We start from the raw sequence: 19,817 nt of genomic DNA, 5'->3' as shown, positions 1-19,817 counted from the left end.
CGGGCGCCGACCGCTGTGCCACAATGGTGCCGCGTTCGCGTGTCGGGCCGGGTCCAGGGGGGATCCGCGGGCGGTGGCGCACCGGGGGAGATGTCATGGCGGAACTGACCGTCGAGTTCTGCGGGGAGTGGTACACCCCCGCGCCGGACGCCGTCTTCACGATCGGCCGCGAGGGTGACCTCCGGATCGACGACAATCCCTATCTGCACCGGGTCTTCCTGCAGATCGTCTGCCGCGACAGCCTGTGGTGGCTGGCCAACGTCGGCTCGCTGCTCTCGGCGACCATCGCCGACGGGTCGGGCGGCATGCAGGCGTGGCTTCCGCCCGGCGCTCAGCTGCCGCTGGTGTTCGGTCAGACGACCGTGGTATTCACGGCCGGCTCGACGACGTACGAGCTCGCCATCCACATCGCCACCCCGACGTTCCGGGCCGATCCCCGCACGGCGGACGCATCGGGTGAGACGACGATCGGCATGGTCGTCTTCACCCCGAGCCAGAAGGCGCTGATCGTGGCCCTGGCCGAGCCGTCCCTGCGCCGCGGGGGAACCGGCTTCGCGAACATCCCGTCCTCAGCGAAGGCGGCCGAGCGGCTCGGCTGGTCGCAGTCCAAGTTCAACCGCAAGCTCGACAACGTGTGCGAGAAGCTGGATCGCGTGGGCGTCACCGGGCTGCGGGCCAGCGGCGGGGGACCGGCGTCGAACCGCCGCGCCCGGCTGGTGGAGCACGCCATCACGTCCCACCTGGTCACCGCGGACGACCTGGCGATCCTCGACACCCCGATCGACGACTGACGTCCCGGCCGGCCCACGCCCAGGCGGCCTCCAGCGAGGCACCCGGACCCCGGCCGCGTCCCGTCAGCACTCAGCTCGTCAATAGGTGCTCCATCGGGACCCGAATAGGGGCCGGATGCGACATCTATTGACGAGCTGGCGGAGGGGGAGAAGCGTCAGCCGGCGAGGTGCTGCACCAGGCGGGCGTGCTGCTCGAGCGGGTGCTCGCCGTCCGGATCCTGCCCGTAGGAGACGACGAGCGACGGCGCCGACGACGGTCCCACCAGCTCCGCGCGGTCCCCGGCCAGTCGCCGCGCCGCGTCGGCGCCCGAGGAGCGCAGGGCGTCCGGTCCGAACACGGCCAGGGCCGGCACCGAGGCGCCCGTGAACCGCGCCGGGCGGTTCAGGCCCGGCAGTCCGAGGGCGTGTCCCACCAGGCCGGTGCGCACAGCGTGCCGGGTCAGCGCCCGGCCGACGTACCCGAGCGCGGCGTCGTCGAGCGGGTCCTCGGACTCGACCAGCAGCTCGAACGTCTCGCTGACGCCGGTGGAGGTGCGCTCCACCTCGAGGACGCCGACGGCCGCCACCTGGCTGTGCGGCTGCGGGGCGCCGACGACGACGAGTCGCGACCGGTTCGGCGCGATCCGGAAGCAGTGGTCGGTGAGCGCGGTGACGTCCCACGGCTCGCTCGCCGGTTCGTGCGTGCCCCAACCGGTGGGGGCCTGACCGGTGAACAGGGTCAGCAGCGTCTCCGCGAGCTCGCCCACGCGCGTGCCGTGCGCCGCGGGATGCAGCAGTTCGGCGCGGAGGTGCACCGCCGCGCCATGCCCGGTGGCCGACACGGCGTCGGCGACCAGGAACTCGTCGGCCAGCTCGTCGACCGTGCTGAACACGTCGCCGTCCCAGTCGTGCACCCGGCCGGTGTAGCCGTCGTGGAACCGGCCGTCGTGCCGGGTGACCAGCCAGCGCCGGCCCGGCTGTGACAGGAGGTCGTTCGCGGGCAGCGTCAGCACGCTGTCCGGCGGTGTGATGAGGGCGAAGAACCGGCCCTCCTCGGCAGCGCGCGCGGCGGCGAGGTCGATCCACGCGGACCGGTGCACGACCGGCCGGTCCTGGAAGAGCACCGCGGTGTCCGCGGTGGCGAAGTCGAACAGGCTCATCGGTCCCCTCCCGTGGGCTCGGACGGCGAGGACGACGGCGCGTCGGAGGACGTGGGCTCGGACGACGACGCGTCGGACGACGACGACCCCAGCCGGACGGACCCCGGCGTGCCCGCGAGCCCCGGCGGCGGCCCGGCGACATGCCCGGCGAACGCGCCGCCGATCGTCAGCGCGAGTCGCTCGGCGACCGGCTGCCCCTCCGGGGAGACGGCGTGCACCTCGACCCACCAGACCGGCTCGGCGTCGGGGGAGAGGGAGGGGAACCCGTCGGGGCCGGCGGTGCCGTCGGCGTGCGAGCCGAGCTCGGTGACGGTGGCGCCGGCGAGCACGCGGCCCGGCTCGGAGCCGACGCGGATCAGCCGGGGCAGCTCGACCATGACGTCGGCCGGCCCGGTCTCGGTGGCCGCCACCTCGAGCAGCAGTCCCTCGGCGGCCTCCCGCACGTACCGTTGCCCGGCCGCGGCGGCGACGGCCGCGGCGAGGTGGTCCGGTTGCGGGTGGGTCCGGCAGGCGATCACCCAGTCGGCGCTCACGAGGCACTCCCTTCCTGAGATCGAGCGGACGGAACGAGTCCGATCGGCCCGGTGACGGTGCCCTCGCCGACCTCGTCGGTCTCGGCCACCTCGTTGTGGAACAGCTGCACGGTCGTGACGGCGCTGCCCGGCCGCAGCACCTGGGCCCGGCCGACGGGCAGCTGGCGGGCACGGAGGCCGTTGAGCAGGACGCCCTCGCCGCGGTCGCCGGACATCAGCAGCCCCGTGCCGCCGGAGTCCCGCAGCGCCGTGAAGAACGACTCGTAGATGCCCCGGCTGGCGCCCCGCACGCGCCGGGTGAGCACGGCGTGCAGCCCGATCTGCGCGCCCAGCGGCAGGAACGAGGTGAGCCGGGAGAGCGGGGCGGTGCCGCCGGCGGTCAGGATGTCGTAGTCGTCGATGAGCAGCACGACGGCGGGGGCGGTCGCGGCATGATCGGCGTCGGCCACGCGCTCGGCCAGCTCGGAGGAGACGGCGCCGGCGAGCTGCTCGGCCAGGGCCGCGCTGGACGCGTAGCCCCCGAGGTACTCCTCGGGGATCTCGCCCTCGAGGCTGCGCCGGGGATCGAACACCGCGAAGACGATCTCCTCCGCGGTGTACTGCTCCCGCAGCCGCCGCGTGAGGGTGCGCAGCAGGTTGGTCTTGCCGCACCCGTCGTCGCCGAGGACCAGCAGGTGCCGGTCGGCGCCGCGCAGGTCGAGCAGCTCGGTCTCGAGGTCGTTCTCGCGGATGCCCAGCGGCACCCGGCCCCGCCGCCGCGGCGTCGGCACGCTCTCGGCCTCGACCAGGGCGGGCAGCACGCGCACCGCCATCGCCCGCGCGTCGGTGGAGGCGGCGACGTCGGCGACGAGGGAGCGGAGCCCCTCCTGCAGCGTGTCGACGTCGTCGACCCCGTCGATCCGCGGCAGCGCGACGTGGCCGAGCAGTTTGCGATCCGTCAGGGCCCGCCCGGGCCGGTCCGCGGCGATCGACTCGGCCAGCTTCCGCCCGTGGGCGGACTCCGCGGGTTCGCCGAGCCGCAGCTCGATCCGGGTGCCGAAGAAGGCCTGCTGCGCGAGCCGCACCTCGTTCATCCGGGAGGAGGTGACGACGACGTGGATGCCGTAGCCGGCGCCGCGGGAGATCAGGGCGTGCACGTTGCGTTCGACGTCCTCGAACTCGTCCTGCAGCTGCCCGTACCCGTCGAGCAGCAGCACGACGTCGGCGCTGGCGATGCCGGGCAGTTCGCCGCGGGCGGCGAGCCGGCGCAGGGTGGCCAGGGAGTCGATGCCGCGTTCTTCGAACACGCGCTCCCGGACGGCGAGCATGCCCATCAGCTCGTCGACGGTGCGGCGGACCACCTCGCGGTTGGTGCGCACGGCGACGCCGCCGACGTGGGGCAGGTCCTGCAGGGCCAGCAGGCCGCTGCCGAGCAGGTCCACCGCGTAGATGCCGACCTCGGCGGGGCTGTGGGTGAGGGCGAGGGACGCGGCGACGGTGCGCAGCAGGGTCGACTTGCCCGACGACGGGCCCCCGACGACGTGCACGTTGCCGCCGGCGGCGGTCAGGTCGAGCTGCCACAGGCCCTGCCACTGCCGGGCCGGGTCGTCCAGGAGGCCGATCGGCACCTGGAGGTTCCCGCCGGGGATGCGCAGGCCGGCACTGGTGCTCTGCGGCGCGCCGGCCGCGCTGTCCAGGGCCATCGCGGCGGGCAGCGGCGGCAGCCAGATCGGGTCCACGGCCCGCGGGAACCGGGAGAGGACGCCCATCAGCGTCGAGAGCACGGTGGGCCCGGTGGTGCGCCGGGACGGCCCGGAGCCGGGCGCAGCGGCGGCGGCCGCCGGCACCGCGGGCGCGTCCGCGGGGACCTCGGAGGCCGACGCACGGGCACGGGACCGGGAGCCACCGAAGGCACCGGTCCCGACGAATGTGTGCTCGGAGACCGGAGCCGAGGAGGCGGCAGCCGGGGAGCCGGACGCCGGACTGCCGGTCGCAGCGCCGGACCCGGGCCGGCCGCCGTCGAGCGTGGCGGCGTACCGCGGGACGAGCGCCACCTCGGGCTGGACCTCGACGGGCTCCGCCTGCTCCGCGCGCAGGACGTCCTCGGCGGGACCGGAGACGTACCCGGCCTTGAACCGCGTGTAGGTGGTGGTGTCGACCTTCAGATAGCCGAAGCCGGGCACGGGCGGCAGGTGGAACGCGTCGGGGGTCTCCAGCACGGTGCGGCTCTCCGACTCGGAGAGGGTGCGCAGCCCGATCCGGTACGAGAGGTACGTGTCGAGGCCGCGCAGCTTGCCGCCCTCGATCCGCTGGCTGGACAGCAGCAGGTGCACGCCGATGGAGCGGCCGATCCGGCCGATCGAGAGGAACAGCTCGATGAAGTCCGGCCGGGCGGTGAGCAGCTCGCCGAACTCGTCGATGATGACGACGAGGTGCGGCAGTGGGGGCAGGTTCTCGCCCCGGTCCAGCCGTTCGCGGCGCAGCAGCTGGTAGTCGGTGATGTTCGCGATGTTCCCGGCGGCCTTGAGCACCTCCTGCCGGCGCTGGATCTCCCCGGCCAGGCTCGCGTAGACGCGCTCGATCATCGCGACATCGTCGGAGAGGTTGGTGATGACGCCGGCGACGTGCGGGGCGCCCTCGAACGGGGCGAACGTCGCGCCGCCCTTGTAGTCCACGAGCACCATGGACAGCACGTCGGGGGCGTGCGTGGCGAGCAGCCCGAGGACGAGGCTGCGCAGCATCTCGCTCTTGCCCGAGCCGGTGGCGCCGACACACAGCCCGTGCGGCCCCATGCCGAACTGGGCGGATTCCTTCAGGTCCAGCAGCACGGGCCGGCCGCGATCGTCCGGTCCGAGCGGGACGCGCAGGAAGTCGACCTCGGCGCGCGGCGCCCACAGTCGGCGCACGTCGTCCTCGGTGGCGTCGACGCCCAGGCCCAGCATCGTCAGGAAGTCGTCCGTGCCGGAGCTCGTCTCGTGCTCGAGCGAGTCGGCGGACAGGCGCAGCGACGCGAGCTCGCGGGCCAGGGCCTCGGCCGTCGCGACGGGCAGCGGCGTCAGCTCGCCGTCGTGCACGGCCGGGGCGAGCGGGTCGGCGAGGTGGTTCTCGAGCCGGTAGCCGTCGGCGGTCTGGGTGATGCGCAGCCCCACCTCGGAGGGCTCCTGGTTGCGCTCCTGGACGAGGTGCAGGGTGGTGATGCCGAGGGAACCGGGCGTGGCCCGCTTGTCGGTCAGCTGCAGCTCCCCGGGCAGGTCGCCGTACGCGTCGGAGACGACGAGCAGCCGGGGCAGGGCGGTGCCGACGCCGGCGCGCAGGAAGTTCTTCCGGGCCTCGGCGGCGAGGCTGGACCGGGCGTTCAGGTCGTCGGCGAGCACGTCGGTCAGCTCGGCGGCGCTGCGGGCGAGACGCCGGACGGGGCCGGTCGCGTGGGCGTGCCGCTGGTCGGCCAGGTGGGGCAACCAGGACAGCCAGGAGACGTCCTCGCGTCGGTCCTCGGGCACGGCGACGGCGACGTGCAGGTCCTCGGGGGAGTGGAATGCGGCGGCCTGCAGGACGAGGATCCGGGCCACCTCGAGGGCGAACGCCCGGTCACCCACGATGCTGACGTTGCCGGCGGAGTCCAGCGGCACGGTCAGCGGCAGCCCGGGAGAGGCCTCGTAGCGGCGCTGCAGGAGGCGCAGCTCGGAATCCATGAACACGTCCGTCTGCTGCAGCGCTCCGGCCGTCTCGGTGACCGTGATGGGCCGCAGCGGGCGGGTGCCGGTGCCGAGCCGCACGTGCAGGAAGTCCTCGTTGGCGCGGCGGCGCTCCCACAGGCGGGCCGGATTGCGGACGATGTCGAACAGGGCGGTGGGTGCCGGGTTGCCGTCCTGCGCGGTGCGCACCGCCAGCTGCTCCCCGGCGCGCAGTTCCGCACGGGAGCGTTCCAGGTAGTCGAGGTAGTTCTCGCGCTGCTCACGGCGGTGCCGGCCGGCCTTGCCGCGCTGGCTGATCAGCATGACGATCGAGGCGAGCACGGTGACGATCATCATCAGCGCGCCGACCGCGGCGAGGCTGGAGCCGCGGAACAGCATCATCACCGTCATCGAGGCGCCGGCCCCGAGCAGGGGGATCAGCGACATCATGTTCATCCCCCCGCGGCCGCCCTCCACGGGCGGCGGCGCGTTGAGGATGAACGGCTCCGGCGTCCGGGACGCGGGGGTGGTGCGTCCGGGGCGGTGGACGAGGCGGACGCTCATCGGGCGGCTCCGCCCGCGGCGCCGACCGGGGGGACGGCCGCCGCGGGATCGGGCGCACCGAGTGCGGGTGTGGTGACGGGGACCCCGCCGATCGCGGTCCGCACGAGGGCGGAGGCCAGCGCGGTGGCCTGCAGCCGGGTACTGCGGGCCAGCAGGGACAGGTCGAACTCGACGCCGGAGGCCAGGTGCCGGTCGTGCCGCAGCGGGAGGGCGGGCACGCCGTCGTGGTCGAGCTGCCGGGCCTCGGCGACGACGTCGAGACCGGCGCCGGGCTGGACGTCGACGAGCGCGGTGAGCAGCGGCGGCGTACCGCCGGAGGCCGTGATTCCGCCGGATGCCGTCAATTCCGCGAGCCAGCGGGCGTCGTCGAGCCCGGCCACCGTGCAGGGGGCGACGTGCAGCAGCGCGTGGGCACCCGCGAACGGCGCCGCGGCCACCGGGTCACCCGAACCGGTGGTGCCGAGCACGGGGGCGTCGACGAGGGTGACGGCGCAGAACCGGGAGACGGCGACGACGAGCTCGTCCAGGCCTGTGCCCGGCTCCGAGGCCGCCGCCCACAGGTTGCGACCGGCGGGGGCGAGCGCGTCCGTCAGATCGGTCAGGGTCGCGGGGACACGGCCGGCGGCGTCGAGCACCTCGTCGTCGGTCGGCAGCGTGCGCTCGGGCGCGAGCCGCAGGGCGAGGGTGCCGCGCGGGCCGGCGGCGTCGACGACGGCCACCGGGTCGGTGCGCAGGGAGCCGATCACGCGGGCGAGCAGGGCGGTGGTCGTCGTGCGCCCGGCGCCTCCCCGGGTCCCGATGACCGCCACCCGGCGGCCGGTCGTGACGGCGCCCTGGACGCCGGCGGCCGCCTCGGTCAACTGCTGCGGGTACGGGTCGGCGGTGACGATGCCGGTGATCTGGCGGGCGGCGCGCGCCGCCCAGCTCTCACCGGGGGTACCGCGCAGGCGCCGTCGTTGCTGGTCGCGGACCGACTCGAAGTCGTCGCGGATGTCGGACCGGCCGTCCGTGGTGTGCGTGCTCATCGTCCCCCCTCTATCCGAAGCTCGTCAGCAGCTGCGCGAAGACGCCGAACATGCCGACGGCGAGCGGCACCGAGGCGATGATCAGCAGCGTCTCGGCGCGGTTCCCGTTCTGGCGCAGCTGGGCCAGCACGTGCGCCGGTGCGCGCACGAGCAGCCCGATCAGGATGCCGGCGACCACGACGGCCAGCGCGGCGACCGCCAGCCAGCGCATCGACGGGCCGCGGCCGATCAGGTCGAGCACGAGGGCGATCACGCCGGTGAACGCCGCTGCGTAGAGGGAGGCGCGCTGGGCCGCGAGCGGGAACGCCCGTGCCCGCAGCGCCGTGGCCGCCGTCAGCACGGCGAGCAGCAGGAGGCTCCACACCGGTTCCCGGCGATCTCCGCCGAGCAGCCACAGGGCCGCACCGAGCGAGACCGCGCAGATCACCGTGCCCATGGTCAGGGACCGGTGCGCGGAGGCGATGGCGGCCAGGGCGTCGGTCCGGCGCAGGGTGCCGCCGGCCGCCCGCCGGTCGTCGAGGGCGGCCAGGCCGGATCCCGAGAGCGCGATCTTCGGCACCAGGCCGAGCCCCATCAGCGTCACGATGCCCATGACGGCGCCGGCGCGGGCGGGCGTCGCCGTCCACAGCCAGATCAGCACCCACAGGGCGGCGAGCACGGCGAGCGTGATCGCGCCGCCCAGGAACACGGCGCGGGTCGTGGAGACGAGCGTGAGCAGCAGGAGGACGGCGAGCGCGAGGCCGGCCAGAGCGAGGGCGTGCAGCGGCGGCGTCGCCGGCAGCAGCAGGATGCCCAGCACTCCCGACGCGATGCCCGTGCCGAGCAGCAGGGCGCCGGCCACCCGGGTGGTGGCGCGCGGCAGGGCGGCCGTCCCGACGGCGAGGGCGACGGCGGCGCCGATCAACGGCAGCAGCCCGTGCGGGGACGACAGCGGCGAGAGAACCCAGAACACGCCGGTCAGGAGCAGGGCACCGGCGACGGCGGCGACGGCGGAACGCCAGGCCGGCGTCCACACGCCGCCCATCGCGTCGGTCCGCTCGACGACGGCGTCCGTGACGTCGTAGATGACCGGGGGCGGCGGGGCGTCGGCCCGGTCGACGAGGGTGAGGACGGCGCCGTCGAGCACGCGGGCCTGGTCCAGCGTCCCGTCCGCGGCGAGGGTGGCGCCCGTGCCGGTGACGAGCAGCTTCTCGGAGGCGCGCCCGCGCGCGGGCTCCTCCAGCAGGTCGAGCACCCGCGGGATCAGGGCACCGACGGGGTGGTCGGAGGGCAGCAGCACGTCCGCGTGCCGGTGGCTGCCGAGCACGGTGACGCGCGTGAGATCCGTGGCCATGGTCAGGCGACCTCCGCCGTCGTGAGGGAGAGCGGCATCGAGATGGCGAGCACGACGACGTCGCCGTCACGCTCCGCGGGCGCGGGAGCGCCCTGCCGCTGCTGATCCAGCTGCTGCTGGCGCTGCTGCTGTTCCTGCTCCTGCTGTTGCTGCTTCGCGTTCTGCTGGGCCAGCAGGTTGGAGACGAACGAGTACCCGACACAGACCGCGGCGACCAGGGCGGCCACCGCGACGCTGTAGAAGAAGGTCCGCACGCCGTCGGCCCAGCGTCGCTGCAACGGGTTGGACCCGTAGAGCAGTGCCGTCAGCAGACGGCTGCGTCGGACGGCGACGGACTCGATGAGTTGGCTGTCGTAGTCGGCGGCCACCGATCTCCCTTCCCCCCTGCGGTGCTCGGTCGGGACCATCCTTCCATCCCGCACGGCCAGGACGGTGCGGCAGCGCGCCGCGGACATGGGTAGTTCTCCCCATGCCCGATGCTTGTCCCGGCCGGTCGTTTCCGGTTGCATGGTCAAGGAAGCTGCACCACGGCCGGCTCTGCCCGCAGAATCGGCACAACGAAGAGGGGATCGACGTGAAGTTCGACATGGGGGCCCAGACCCTGAGCACGCTGACCAACCAGACCAGCACGAACAGCGAGGACCTCGGATCGCTGGTCCGCAAGCTGGTGGCCGACGTGGCGCCGCTGGAGAACAAGTTCCACGGCTCCGGCCGCGCGCGCTTCGACGATTTCAAGCACCGCACGGATGAGATCGCCAACGAGCTGAACAACTCGCTCGGTGCGATCCTCGAGGGCCAGGGCGGCATGGACACGGCCTTCCAGACCGGCGACCAGGAGTCCGCCGACAACGCGACGCAGTCGCAGGGTTCGGCCGACTTCAGCTCCGCCGACTTCCGCTCGCGCCGCGCCTGACCGTCCGCCGTACCGCCACCACAGCCATCCGGCGGGCATGCCGCCCGCCGTCACGAGGGGAAGAATCTGATGGACCGCATTGCTTACGACACCGGCGTCTCCGGCTCCGTCCAGGGCGACATCCAGGCCACCATCGGCCGGCTCGAGACCCTGATCGCCGCCCGTGAGAAGGACGTCGCCGCCGCGATGGCCGACTTCCAGGCCGACGGCGTCTCGGACGAGTACCACAACGTCGAGCAGCGTTGGAAGAACGCCGCCGGCGAGGTCAAGAACATCATCCACCTGGTCAAGCAGACCCTGGGCCTGAACGACGAGACCGCCTCCGGTGCCGGTCAGCGGGCCCGCACGGCGGTCAGCAACATCGGCTGACCTGCCCATCGGGCCACGCGGCCGGGCCGGGACGTCCATCACGGCGTCCCCGGCCCGGCTCGCGGCGCCGCGTCCCGACGTCCTCGGGGTGCGGCCACCTTCGACCGGTGAGCCGGCGTCACGCGCCGGCCGGGAACCACAGGAGTGAATCATGTCCTTCGACGTGTCCACGAGCGCCGTGGTGGGCGTGCTCAACGAGGTCAACGGGGTGTACACGACCTACGAGAAGCTCGTCACCGCCTTCGGCACCGCCGTGAGCGACCTGGCGACGGCCACCAAGGCCGAGCCGATCGGCACGGCCCTGCAGGGCGCCTCCGAGAAGGCGTTCAGCCCGGACATCACGAACGTCGTCGGACGGACCGGCACCGCGCTGAGTGCGGTGAACCAGGTGGTCACCATCCTGACGGACGCGGACTCCACCATGTCCGCCACGGCGCGGGAGAACGCGGCGCGCGCCGAGCAGGCGAAGGCGGACGACGCGCCGGGCGCCTCGTCCGGCTCCGGACACGGGTCCGGGCACGCACCGACCAACGCACGCTGAGGCAGGGGGAGCACTCATGAGCTACGACATCGGGGCGTTCGAGAAGAATCTGCCGGACCCGGAGACGATCCGCACCGCCGGCACCACGCTGAAGACGAAGGCCACCTCGTTCTCGACGAAGGCGACGTCGACGTCGACGTCCTGGAGCAGGCTGCAGGGCAAGGGCGTGTACTCGGCGCCGGGCGACGAGGTCGTGTTCTCCGCCTTCACACCGATCACCACGGCGGCCGAGGACCTGGTCACCGACATCGGGACGGTCAAGACGGCGACCGACGGATTCGCCGACGACGTCGACACGATCAAGACCAAACTGGCCGGGATCAAGGCCGACGCGGCGTCGTTCGAGGGCGAGATCGCGGGCCGGTCCCGGGACGACTGGGACGACGACGAGGACCTGGTCAAGAAGGAGCAGGACATCATCCACGGCCTGAACGGGCTGTATGCGGACCTGCAGCAGGCGCAGATGACCTGTGCGAACGCGATCAACGCCATCTATGGCGGCCCGACCTACGTGATGGTGACGCAGGACGGCCCGAAGGCCGGTCAGATCGCCTACGGGTACACGAACGAACAGCTCGACGCGGCGTCCACGGAGGGCAACATCCCGTGGGGCAAGCCCACCGAGTGGGACAAGCCCTGGTACAAGGACGCGTGGGACGGCGTGTGCTCGTTCGGCAAGGGTGTCTGGTCCGGGGTGACCGGCACCGTCAAGGGTCTGTGGAACATGGTCAACGTGACCGACATGGACACCTTCAAGGCCACCTGGAAGGGCATGGGCAAGCTGGCCCTGAACGTGGCCATCGTGACCTCGCCGGTGGCGCAGGTGGCGTTGCGGGCGACCGGTCACGGGGACGTGGTGGACAAGGCCGGCACGGAGTTGCTGGCGGTCGGCAAGGCCGCGATCCACTGGGACGACTGGAAGCGTGATCCGGCGTACGCCGCCGGGGCGACGACGTTCGACCTCGCCACCATCCTGCTGACTGCCGGCGGCGGTGCCGTGGCGAAGGCCGGGTCGGTCGCGGGCAAGATCGCCGAGGTCTCCAACGCGGGCGGCAAGATGGCGACGGTGCTGAACGCGACGCGCATCTCCACCCTGGCGAACGTGACCATCAAGGGCGTGGACCTGGTGAACATGCTCAAGCTCAAGGGCATCACCATCGCCACGGACGGCATCAAGGTCGCCGGCACGAAGATCGCCGATCTGCCGGTGAAGATCTCCGGCGGCACGACCAACCTCAGCACCCGGATGGCGGCGGTGGCGGACCAGCTGGGCCTGGGCGGCCCGCGCGTGGCGACCGCCGGCGGCCACGGCGTGGTGGACGCAGCCGGCAGCGCTTCCACGCGTCCGACGGTGATGCACCTGGGCGCGGACACCCCGTCCCGCCCGACCGGCACGACCGGTGCGCACCCGGGGACGGGTTCCGGTGGAGGCGGCCGGACGGTTCCGGAGGGGCAGCCGCGGTTCGGTGTCCGCACCGAGGACGGCACGCCGTCGGGCAAGCCCGTCACGAACACCGAGGCGCCGGAGGGCGGTACGGCGAAGCCGGCCGCGTCGACGACGCACCCGGAGGCCCCGGAGTCGGGCTCGGCCAAGCCGGCCGCGACGACCACCCACCCGGAGGCCCCGGAGGGCTCGGTCAAGCCGGCCGCTTCGACGACGCACCCGGAGGCCCCGGAGTCCGGTTCGGCGAAGCCGGCCGCGTCGACCACGCACCCGGAGGCCCCGGAGAGTGCGGCCAAGCCGGCTGCCGCGCACGACGTCGCGGACCACGGGAACGGCCCCTCGACCGCGGAGACGCACACGCCGGACGGGGACAGCAACCCGGCCGGCACCGAGACGGGCCCGGGAGTCAGCGAGCACCCGACGAGCGACGGCGTCGACACGACGCCCGACGGTTCCGACGCCCCGGCGCAGCCCGCCGGGACGGTGGACGACCCGATCGTGCACCGCAACGCCGAGGGGCAGCCGACCGCCGTCGAGATCGAGGGGCACCGCTACGAGATCGACACGGACCGTGCGTCGTTGAACGACCTGACGCCGTCCACGGATCCGCGCAGCTGGGCCGATCCGGACGGGTTCCTGCGCGACCACATGGACCCGGCGGACTACCGCGCGCTGGACGCCGAGCGGCTCCCCGACGGCAGCCTCCCGCCGAACGCGGCGGCGCAGGCCGTCGACCATCTGATCGAACAGCGGCTGGGTCACTCGAGCGAGTGGGCCACCAAGTACTACTACGACCTGCCCCACGACCAGGCGGCGTTCATCCACGATCTGCGTCACCAGTTCCCGGTCGGCGACGAGTCGACGCTTTACCAGAAGATCATGTCGGCGGACCAGGCCGAGAAGATGTTCGATGTCGGCAACAAGTACCGCACCGGTGTCGCCGGCTACGTGACCCATGCCGCCGATACCCGCGGTCTGACCACCGTCGACGAGGTCATCCAGGGTCTCCGGCTGGACTACGTCGTCGGTCGCCACCCGAACGGGGCCCCGATCTTCGGCTACGAGCCGGGCGCCGTCAACGAGGTCGTGGCGATCCGGTACCACACCGACGTCGACGGCCTCGCGAGGACCCACATCGACGACCCGGCCAACCGGGCCTGGCTCGACCAGCAGGAGGGGTCGCTGCAGACCCCCACGCCGGGCCACGCCGCCGACGCCGGCCAGGTCGATGCCAAGGGTGAGAGCCTGCTGCCTCAGGACGTGTCGCAGTGGCCGAACACGGGCACCGGGCTCACCAGCAGCCGTGTCGACCACCAGCCGATCATCCCCGAGCTCAAGATCAGCGGTGGTGCTCCGCTCGAGCGCGGTGCCCAGATGTGGCGGATCGACCGGGCGGGCAACGAGGTGCTCATGGGCATCTTCGACGGCAAGAACTGGGTGCGGCTGTGATCGATGGGCAGAACCGCCTGCTCACCGGTGCGTACGGAACCCACGAGGGCCGCCGGCACCAGTTGATCAAGGCGACACCGTCACAGGGCGAGTACTTCGTCGCCGCGGGCGAGCAAGGCCGGGGTGAGTCGGTGACGGTGAACGAGTCCGAGGTGACGGACGTGTTCTCCGTCCGGGTGACCAGTTCGTGGCGCGACTGCGAGGTGCTGGTCCACGAGGATCTGGGGGAGGGCCGGTGGGAGGTGGAGTTCGTCGATGGCGCGCGAGCGTGGGCCGCGGGTGCTCAGCGCCTTCCGGGCATCGACGGCGACCCCCACGATCGCGTCACCGGATGGATGTCCACGGACGACCTTGCGCCGTTCACGTCCCACGTCCAGCGGTACGCCGGTCGCTCCTTCTCCGGCGACCCGGAGGAACGGTGGGAAAGTGGTCCGCTCGCTTGAGCAGGACCGTGTCCTGGGTGTGAGCGGATCAGCCGACGAGCGTCTGCTCACGGGGAACTACGGACGGTGGCACGGCGTCGTCCAGGCCCTTTCACGGGTGTCGCCGAAGAGTTCTCTTCCGTGTTCTCGGTCAGGGTTCGCTCGGAGTGGCGGCACTGTGACGTGCTGGTCGACGAGGCCCTGCCCGAGAACAGGTGGAAGGTGACCTTCCGGGACGGCGCGCAGGCGTGGGCGGCCGGCGCGCAGCATTTTCCGGGAATCGACGGTGACCCCGACGACCGGGTGTCCGGCTGGATCGACGGGGATGACCTGGGTGAGTTCCGATCCCTCGTCCAACGCTGGGAGAACGGCAAGCCGGTGGGCGACCCCGAGGAACGATGGGAGTACGGTCCCTCGGTTGACGGTTGACGGTTGACGGTTGACGGTTGACGGATGACGGATGACGGATGACGGATGACAGATGACTGTGGCTTGTCGGGTAGCTTGGCGTCGGTGAGTTTGGACGCCGAGGGTCGCCTGCTGACGGGGTACTACGGGATCTGGCAGGACCGGAGATATCCGTTGAGCAATCCTGAGCCGTTTAGAGGCGAACTCGTCCTCGTCCACGACACTGACGAACCCCTCGAGCACCCGTGGTCCGCCCGCGAGGTGAGGGGCCGGGCTCCCGCCTGGTACCGCAATTTCGCTGCGGTGCCGGCCGAGAACGTGCACGGCGTCGTCAGCATCACGGTGCGCGCCGCGTGGAACGACTGCGACCTGTTGATCCACGACGAGTCACCGGACCGTACGCGGTGGGACGTCGAATTCTTCGACGGCGAGCGGGCCGCCGCCTCCGGCGCGCTGGCGAACGACGGCATCTCGGGCGACCCACGCGGTCGGATCGCCGGATGGTTGCCCAAGTCCGATGTCTCGGGGCCGATCTCGACCGTCGTGGACTACGACGCGACCGGGAGAATCTCCGGATCTGCACAGCAGCGATGGGAGTACGGTCCGCTCGGCTGAACGAGGCAGGGCCACCCGAAGGCCGGTGCGGGTGCACGTCTGCGGAATGAGAGATCGATGAGGACGACAAGGGACGGGCGCCTTCTGACGGGCGCCTATGGCACCTGGCGGGGAGAACGCCACGCGTTGCTCGGGGCGGTGCCTGACGGAGGACGGCTCCTGCTGCTCCGATGGGGCGATGAGGCCATGCCGCCACCGTGGAAGTCCGCGCAACTCGGTGGGGAGTCGTCGCCTCGCTTCCGGAACAAGCTCAGTGTTGACGCCGGCGAGGTCAGTGACGTCGTCATCGTCCAGGTGGAGGGAACGTGGAGTCGGTGTCGTGTCATCATCGACGGCGAGCCGGACGACCAGCGATGGCAAGTGGGGTTCGCGAACGCCCGGGACGCATGGGCGCACCATGCTCAGGACCAGCCGGGTATCGACGGCGACCCGTACGACGTCGTCGAGGGAACGCTGCCGAAGACCGACGTCGCCGACGTCGTGTCGTTCGTGCAGCGGTACGAGCGCACGAGCCCGGTGGGTGGTGCCGAGGAACGCTGGGAACACGGACCGCTCGCGTGACCCCGCCCGCCCCGTAGGGTGAAACCACCGACCGTGTCCGTGTGACGAGAGGAAACACCACCGTGGTCCTGCAGAAGGTGCTCTACCCCGCCCTCCGCGACGAGTTCCTGTCCGGACGCCTCCAGCGCATCGGCGGGTTCGTCCTGCGCGCGCAGGACGCCGTCGCCGCGCAGACCCCGGCCCAGCTCCACGATGCCTTTGCCCTCGGCTTCCCCGGCTCGCCCTACGACCCGGACGCTCCCTTCGTCGACGTCATCCGCTTCCAGCCCCCGCGCGGCCCGGTCCTCCACGACGCGGTCAGCCCCGCCGTCGTCGATCACCCGCCCTACACCGGCAACGGGTTCGCGCCCTGGCCGGACCACGTCGCCCCCGTCTACCTGCTGGACGAGTCGCCGCTGCCCGCCGGCGCCGAGATGTGGCGCCTGTCCGCCGACGGCTCCGAGGACCTGCTCGCCATCCACCCCGACGTGGCCACGGGCTGGCTGCAGGTCGCCGGTGGGGAGGAGGTCCCGCGGGTGCCGATCCTGCCGTCCACGCTCGCCTGGCACGCCATCTGGCAGGGCGAGGACTTCGTCGCCGACGTGACGAAGGACGGCATCGTCCTGCTCGCGGCCGAGCAGCTCGACGGCTTCGAGGCCACTCGCGGCCCGGCGTGGCGCCGCGTCGTGCCGGCCGAGGAGGTCACGGACGTCTTCCGGATGCGGCTCGAGTGCCGCTACCGGGGCCTGCCGTGCCTGGTCACTGACAGCGGCGAGGACGAGAAGGGCAGCGTGCTGCGCCTGGCGTACGTCGGGCACGACGCCGAGTTCGCCGAGGGCATGAGCCTGCACAAGCTGGACGCCGGCTGGTACTGGACCGCCGCCCGGCAGGAGGAGATCGAGGGGCTGCAGGGCATTCAGGAGCGCTTCGAGGACCTGCCGCACGCCGGAGCCTGAGCGCTCGGCCCGGCGTCGTCGGCCCTCCAGTTCGGTCGGTGGTGTGGGGCAAGATGGAGCCGTGAGCACAGAGGCGGAGATCCCCGAGTCCGAGGCCCCGGCGCAGGAGACGCAGCGCGAGTACGACGAGACCGTCGACGCGATCCGCAGCGCCCGCGTCGCGTACTACACCAACGACGCGCCGACGCTCTCGGACGCCGACTACGACCGGCTGTACCGGCGGCTGGAGGAGCTCGAAGCACTGCACCCCGAGCTGCAGACGAACGATTCGCCGACCCAGGAGGTCGGCGGCGAGGTCTCCGCCGCGTTCAGTCCGGTCACGCACCTGCAGCGGCTCTACAGCCTCGACGACGTCTTCTCCCTCGACGAGCTGCGTGCCTGGTTCACCCGCGCCGAGGCGCAGGTCGAGCAGCTGCACCTGCACGCGCCCGCGTGGCTGACCGAGGTCAAGATCGACGGCCTGGCCGTGAACCTGCTCTACGAGAACGGTGTCCTGGTCCGGGCGGCCACCCGCGGCGACGGTGTCACCGGCGAGGACATCACCGCGAACGTCGTCACCATCGAGGAGGTTCCCCGCCGGTTGAGCGGGTCGGACTGGCCCGAGCGGCTCGAGGTCCGCGGCGAGGTGTTCATCCCGAGCGCCGACTTCCTCGTCCTGAACGAGCAGATGGTCGCGGACGGCAAGGCGCCGTTCGCCAACCCGCGCAACTCGGCGGCCGGATCGCTGCGGCAGAAGGACCCGAAGGTCACCGCCTCCCGGCCGCTGCACGTCTACGTCCACGGCATCGGCGTGCGCGAGGGGCTGACCGCCACCACCCAGTCGGCCACCTACGACCTGCTCGCCGGGTGGGGCCTGCCCGTCTCGCCGTATACGAAGGTCTTGGCCACGTACGACGAGGTGCTCGCCTTCATCGAGCAGTACGGGGAGCACCGGCACGACCTGCGGCACGAGATCGACGGCATCGTGATCAAAGTCGACGACCTGGACACCCAGCGCCGGCTCGGCCACACCTCCCGGGTGCCTCGCTGGGCGGTGGCCTACAAGTACCCGCCGGAGGAGGTCAACACCAAGCTCCTGGACATCCAGGTGAACGTGGGCCGCACGGGCCGGGTCACCCCCTACGGCGTCATGGTCCCGGTCAAGGTGTCCGGCTCCACGGTCGAGATGGCCACCCTGCACAACCAGGACGTGGTCAAGGCCAAGGGCGTGAAGATCGGCGACATCGTCGTCCTGCGCAAGGCCGGTGACGTGATCCCGGAGATCGTCGGTCCGGTCATCGCCCTGCGGGACGCGCAGGACCCGCCCGTGCGGGACTTCGTCATGCCCACCCGCTGCCCGTCCTGCGGCACGGAGCTGGCCCCGGCGAAGGAGGGCGACGCCGACATCCGCTGCCCGAACGCCCGGTCCTGCCCGGCCCAGCTGCGGGAGCGTGTGTTCCACGTCGCCGGTCGCGGCGCGTTCGACATCGAGGCGCTCGGCTGGGAGGCCGCCATCGCCCTGACGGCGCCCGCCGAACCGGAGACGCCGCCGCTGACCACCGAGGCCGACCTGTTCGACCTCACGCCGGACAAGCTCGCCGAGGTGCGGATCACGCGGGAGACGAAGGTCAAGGGCGTGGCGACGGGCGAGACCGAGCTGGTGCCCTACTTCTTCACCCGCGGCACCGCGAAGAAGGACCCGGAGCCGACCGCGAACACTCGCCACATGTTCGAGGAGATGGAGAAGGCGAAGAGCCAGCCGCTGTGGCGGGTGCTCGTGGCGCTGAGCATCCGGCACGTGGGGCCGACCGCCGCCCGCGCTCTGGCCGGGGCCTTCGGCTCGATGGACGCGATCCGGGCCGCGAGCGTCGAGGAGCTCGCGCACGTGGACGGGGTGGGGCCGACCATCGCCGAGGCGCTGACCGAGTGGTTCGCCGAGGACTGGCATCGGGAGATCGTCGAGACCTGGGCGGCCGCGGGAGTACGGATGGCGGACGAGTCCGACGAGTCCGTACCGCGCACCCTCACCGGGCTCACCGTCGTCGTCACCGGCTCACTGCAGAACTTCAGCCGCGACGAGGCGAAGGAGGCCATTCTCACCCGCGGCGGCAAGGCCGCCGGCTCGGTGTCGAAGAAGACCGACTACGTCGTGGTGGGGGAGAACGCCGGGACGAAGGCGGACAAGGCCGAGCAGCTCGGCGTGAAGGTCCTCGACGAGGCCGGGTTCGAGACGCTGCTCGCCACCGGGGAGGCCTGATGAGCGTGAGCGGTTCTCCCGATCGTGAGCTCGTCGACCTCGACGCACTGCTGGCGACGGCACGACGGGCCGCCGCGGCCGGTGCCGCCGTGCTCGCCGGCGCCGGTTCTGCAGACACGGACGAGCGACGGATGGACGCGACCACCAAGTCCTCCGACTCGGACTGGGTGACGTCCTACGACCTGGCCGCCAAGCGGGCGGTGCGGTCCGTGCTGGCCGCCGAGCGGCCGGACGACGCCGTCAGCGGTGAGGAACTCGGCACCAGCGAGTCGGACGGGTCAGGTTCGGGCGGGACGGGACTGCGCTGGTCCGTCGACCCCCTGGACGGGACGACCAACTTCATCCGCGGCATCGTCTACTGGGCGACGTCCGTGGCCGTGATCGGCGCTGACGGCCAGTGGCTCGCCGGCGTCGTGACTGCCCCGGCGCTCGGCGTGGAGTACTGGGCCGCGGCCGGGCGAGGTGCCTGGCGACGGCAGCTCACCGGGGACGCGGACGCGCCGCGCCGGCTCTCCGGCCCCGACCCGGAACGGCCCGGCCGGCTGCTCGCCACCGGCTTCTCGTACGACGGCACCTCCCGGGCCCGCCAGTTCAACGAGCTCGAGGGGCTGATGAGCGCCTTCGCCGACGTCCGGAGGCTCGGGTCGGCGGCCCTGGACCTGTGCCTCGTGGCGGACGGCACGCTCGACGCGTTCCGGGAGAGCGGCCTGCACGAGCACGACTGGGCCGCCGGTGCCCTCATCGCGCAGGAGGCCGGATGCTGGGTGCACCGTCCCACCGCGTCCACGGCGCTCGCCGACCCTGACGACCAGTGGCGCGAGGAGGGCATCACCGCGGCCACGAGCCGGCACGAGGCCCAGCGCCTCGACCTCGATCTGGCCTGAGG

The 19,817-nt window shown here is 72.3% G+C and carries 18 protein-coding genes; 12 read left to right on the top strand and 6 right to left on the bottom strand.

Going from position 1 to position 19,817, the window contains the following annotated elements; genetic code table 11:
- Positions 1-95: 95 nt before the first annotated feature.
- Positions 96-791, top strand: coding sequence for a hypothetical protein (locus tag BGP79_RS13790; RefSeq protein ID WP_076696447.1), 696 nt, complete (start codon positions 96-98; stop codon positions 789-791).
- 155 nt (positions 792-946) lie between these two features.
- Here the strand turns inward: BGP79_RS13790 and BGP79_RS13785 are convergent, their stop codons facing one another.
- The 6 genes from BGP79_RS13785 to BGP79_RS13755 are packed head-to-tail and all read right to left on the bottom strand — an operon-like array spanning position 947 to position 9,406.
- Positions 947-1,930: a DUF6177 family protein gene (locus BGP79_RS13785; RefSeq protein ID WP_076696444.1), complete on the bottom strand. Its 984-nt coding sequence runs from the start codon at positions 1,928-1,930 to the stop codon at positions 947-949.
- Positions 1,927-2,463 (bottom strand): hypothetical protein, encoded by a 537-nt coding sequence (locus BGP79_RS13780; protein WP_076696442.1) that lies wholly within the window; start codon positions 2,461-2,463, stop codon positions 1,927-1,929. Before BGP79_RS13780 ends, BGP79_RS13785 begins: the two co-directional genes overlap by 4 nt.
- Entirely contained in the window at positions 2,460-6,680 is a 4,221-nt protein-coding gene (gene eccCa / locus BGP79_RS16230) for a type VII secretion protein EccCa (RefSeq protein ID WP_083701940.1), read from the bottom strand. Before eccCa ends, BGP79_RS13780 begins: the two co-directional genes overlap by 4 nt.
- Positions 6,677-7,705 (bottom strand): hypothetical protein, encoded by a 1,029-nt coding sequence (locus tag BGP79_RS13765; protein WP_076696440.1) that lies wholly within the window; start codon positions 7,703-7,705, stop codon positions 6,677-6,679. The genes eccCa and BGP79_RS13765 overlap by 4 nt, the downstream gene beginning before the upstream one ends.
- A 10-nt stretch (positions 7,706-7,715) precedes the next feature.
- Complete coding sequence (eccD, locus tag BGP79_RS13760; protein WP_076696438.1) at positions 7,716-9,038, bottom strand: type VII secretion integral membrane protein EccD; 1,323 nt, start codon at positions 9,036-9,038, stop codon at positions 7,716-7,718.
- 2 nt (positions 9,039-9,040) lie between these two features.
- Complete coding sequence (locus BGP79_RS13755; RefSeq protein ID WP_076696436.1) at positions 9,041-9,406, bottom strand: hypothetical protein; 366 nt, start codon at positions 9,404-9,406, stop codon at positions 9,041-9,043.
- 206 nt (positions 9,407-9,612) lie between these two features.
- On the opposite strand from BGP79_RS13755, the gene BGP79_RS13750 reads away from it, so the two are divergent.
- The 11 genes from BGP79_RS13750 (at position 9,613) to BGP79_RS13700 (ending at position 19,815) form a co-directional block, all read left to right on the top strand.
- A complete protein-coding gene (locus BGP79_RS13750) occupies positions 9,613-9,951 on the top strand; it encodes a hypothetical protein (RefSeq protein WP_076696434.1) in 339 nt (112 codons plus the stop codon).
- Between the two features lie 69 nt (positions 9,952-10,020).
- A complete protein-coding gene (locus tag BGP79_RS13745; protein WP_076696433.1) occupies positions 10,021-10,320 on the top strand; it encodes a pore-forming ESAT-6 family protein in 300 nt (99 codons plus the stop codon).
- A 151-nt stretch (positions 10,321-10,471) separates the two neighbouring features.
- Positions 10,472-10,861 carry a DUF6507 family protein gene (locus BGP79_RS13740; protein WP_076696431.1) on the top strand — a complete coding sequence of 130 codons (390 nt, stop codon included), beginning with the start codon at positions 10,472-10,474 and terminating at the stop codon, positions 10,859-10,861.
- A gap of 16 nt (positions 10,862-10,877) precedes the next feature.
- On the top strand, positions 10,878-13,754 hold the full coding sequence (locus tag BGP79_RS13735; protein ID WP_076696429.1) for a hypothetical protein: 2,877 nt from the start codon (positions 10,878-10,880) through the stop codon (positions 13,752-13,754).
- Positions 13,751-14,197, top strand: a complete 447-nt coding sequence (locus BGP79_RS13730) for a hypothetical protein (RefSeq protein WP_076696427.1) — start codon at positions 13,751-13,753, stop codon at positions 14,195-14,197. The genes BGP79_RS13735 and BGP79_RS13730 overlap by 4 nt, the downstream gene beginning before the upstream one ends.
- Before the next feature lie 162 nt (positions 14,198-14,359).
- Positions 14,360-14,605 carry a hypothetical protein gene (locus tag BGP79_RS13725; protein WP_076696425.1) on the top strand — a complete coding sequence of 82 codons (246 nt, stop codon included), beginning with the start codon at positions 14,360-14,362 and terminating at the stop codon, positions 14,603-14,605.
- Between the two features lie 84 nt (positions 14,606-14,689).
- On the top strand, positions 14,690-15,199 hold the full coding sequence (locus tag BGP79_RS13720; RefSeq protein ID WP_143588429.1) for a hypothetical protein: 510 nt from the start codon (positions 14,690-14,692) through the stop codon (positions 15,197-15,199).
- A 126-nt stretch (positions 15,200-15,325) separates the two neighbouring features.
- Positions 15,326-15,760: a hypothetical protein gene (locus BGP79_RS13715; RefSeq protein ID WP_158067194.1), complete on the top strand. Its 435-nt coding sequence runs from the start codon at positions 15,326-15,328 to the stop codon at positions 15,758-15,760.
- 62 nt (positions 15,761-15,822) lie between these two features.
- On the top strand, positions 15,823-16,695 hold the full coding sequence (locus BGP79_RS13710; RefSeq protein WP_076696420.1) for a hypothetical protein: 873 nt from the start codon (positions 15,823-15,825) through the stop codon (positions 16,693-16,695).
- 43 nt (positions 16,696-16,738) lie between these two features.
- On the top strand, positions 16,739-18,931 hold the full coding sequence (gene ligA, locus BGP79_RS13705) for an NAD-dependent DNA ligase LigA (protein ID WP_083701939.1): 2,193 nt from the start codon (positions 16,739-16,741) through the stop codon (positions 18,929-18,931).
- Positions 18,931-19,815, top strand: a complete 885-nt coding sequence (locus tag BGP79_RS13700; RefSeq protein WP_076696418.1) for an inositol monophosphatase family protein — start codon at positions 18,931-18,933, stop codon at positions 19,813-19,815. The genes ligA and BGP79_RS13700 overlap by 1 nt, the downstream gene beginning before the upstream one ends.
- Positions 19,816-19,817: the final 2 nt, after the last annotated feature.

Source organism: Tersicoccus sp. Bi-70 (assembly GCF_001968825.1).
In the GTDB taxonomy this organism is placed as follows: Bacteria; Actinomycetota; Actinomycetes; order Actinomycetales; family Micrococcaceae; genus Tersicoccus.
Note: the sequence above shows the minus strand (reverse complement) of the source record. Positions and strands in the feature narration are given on the sequence as shown.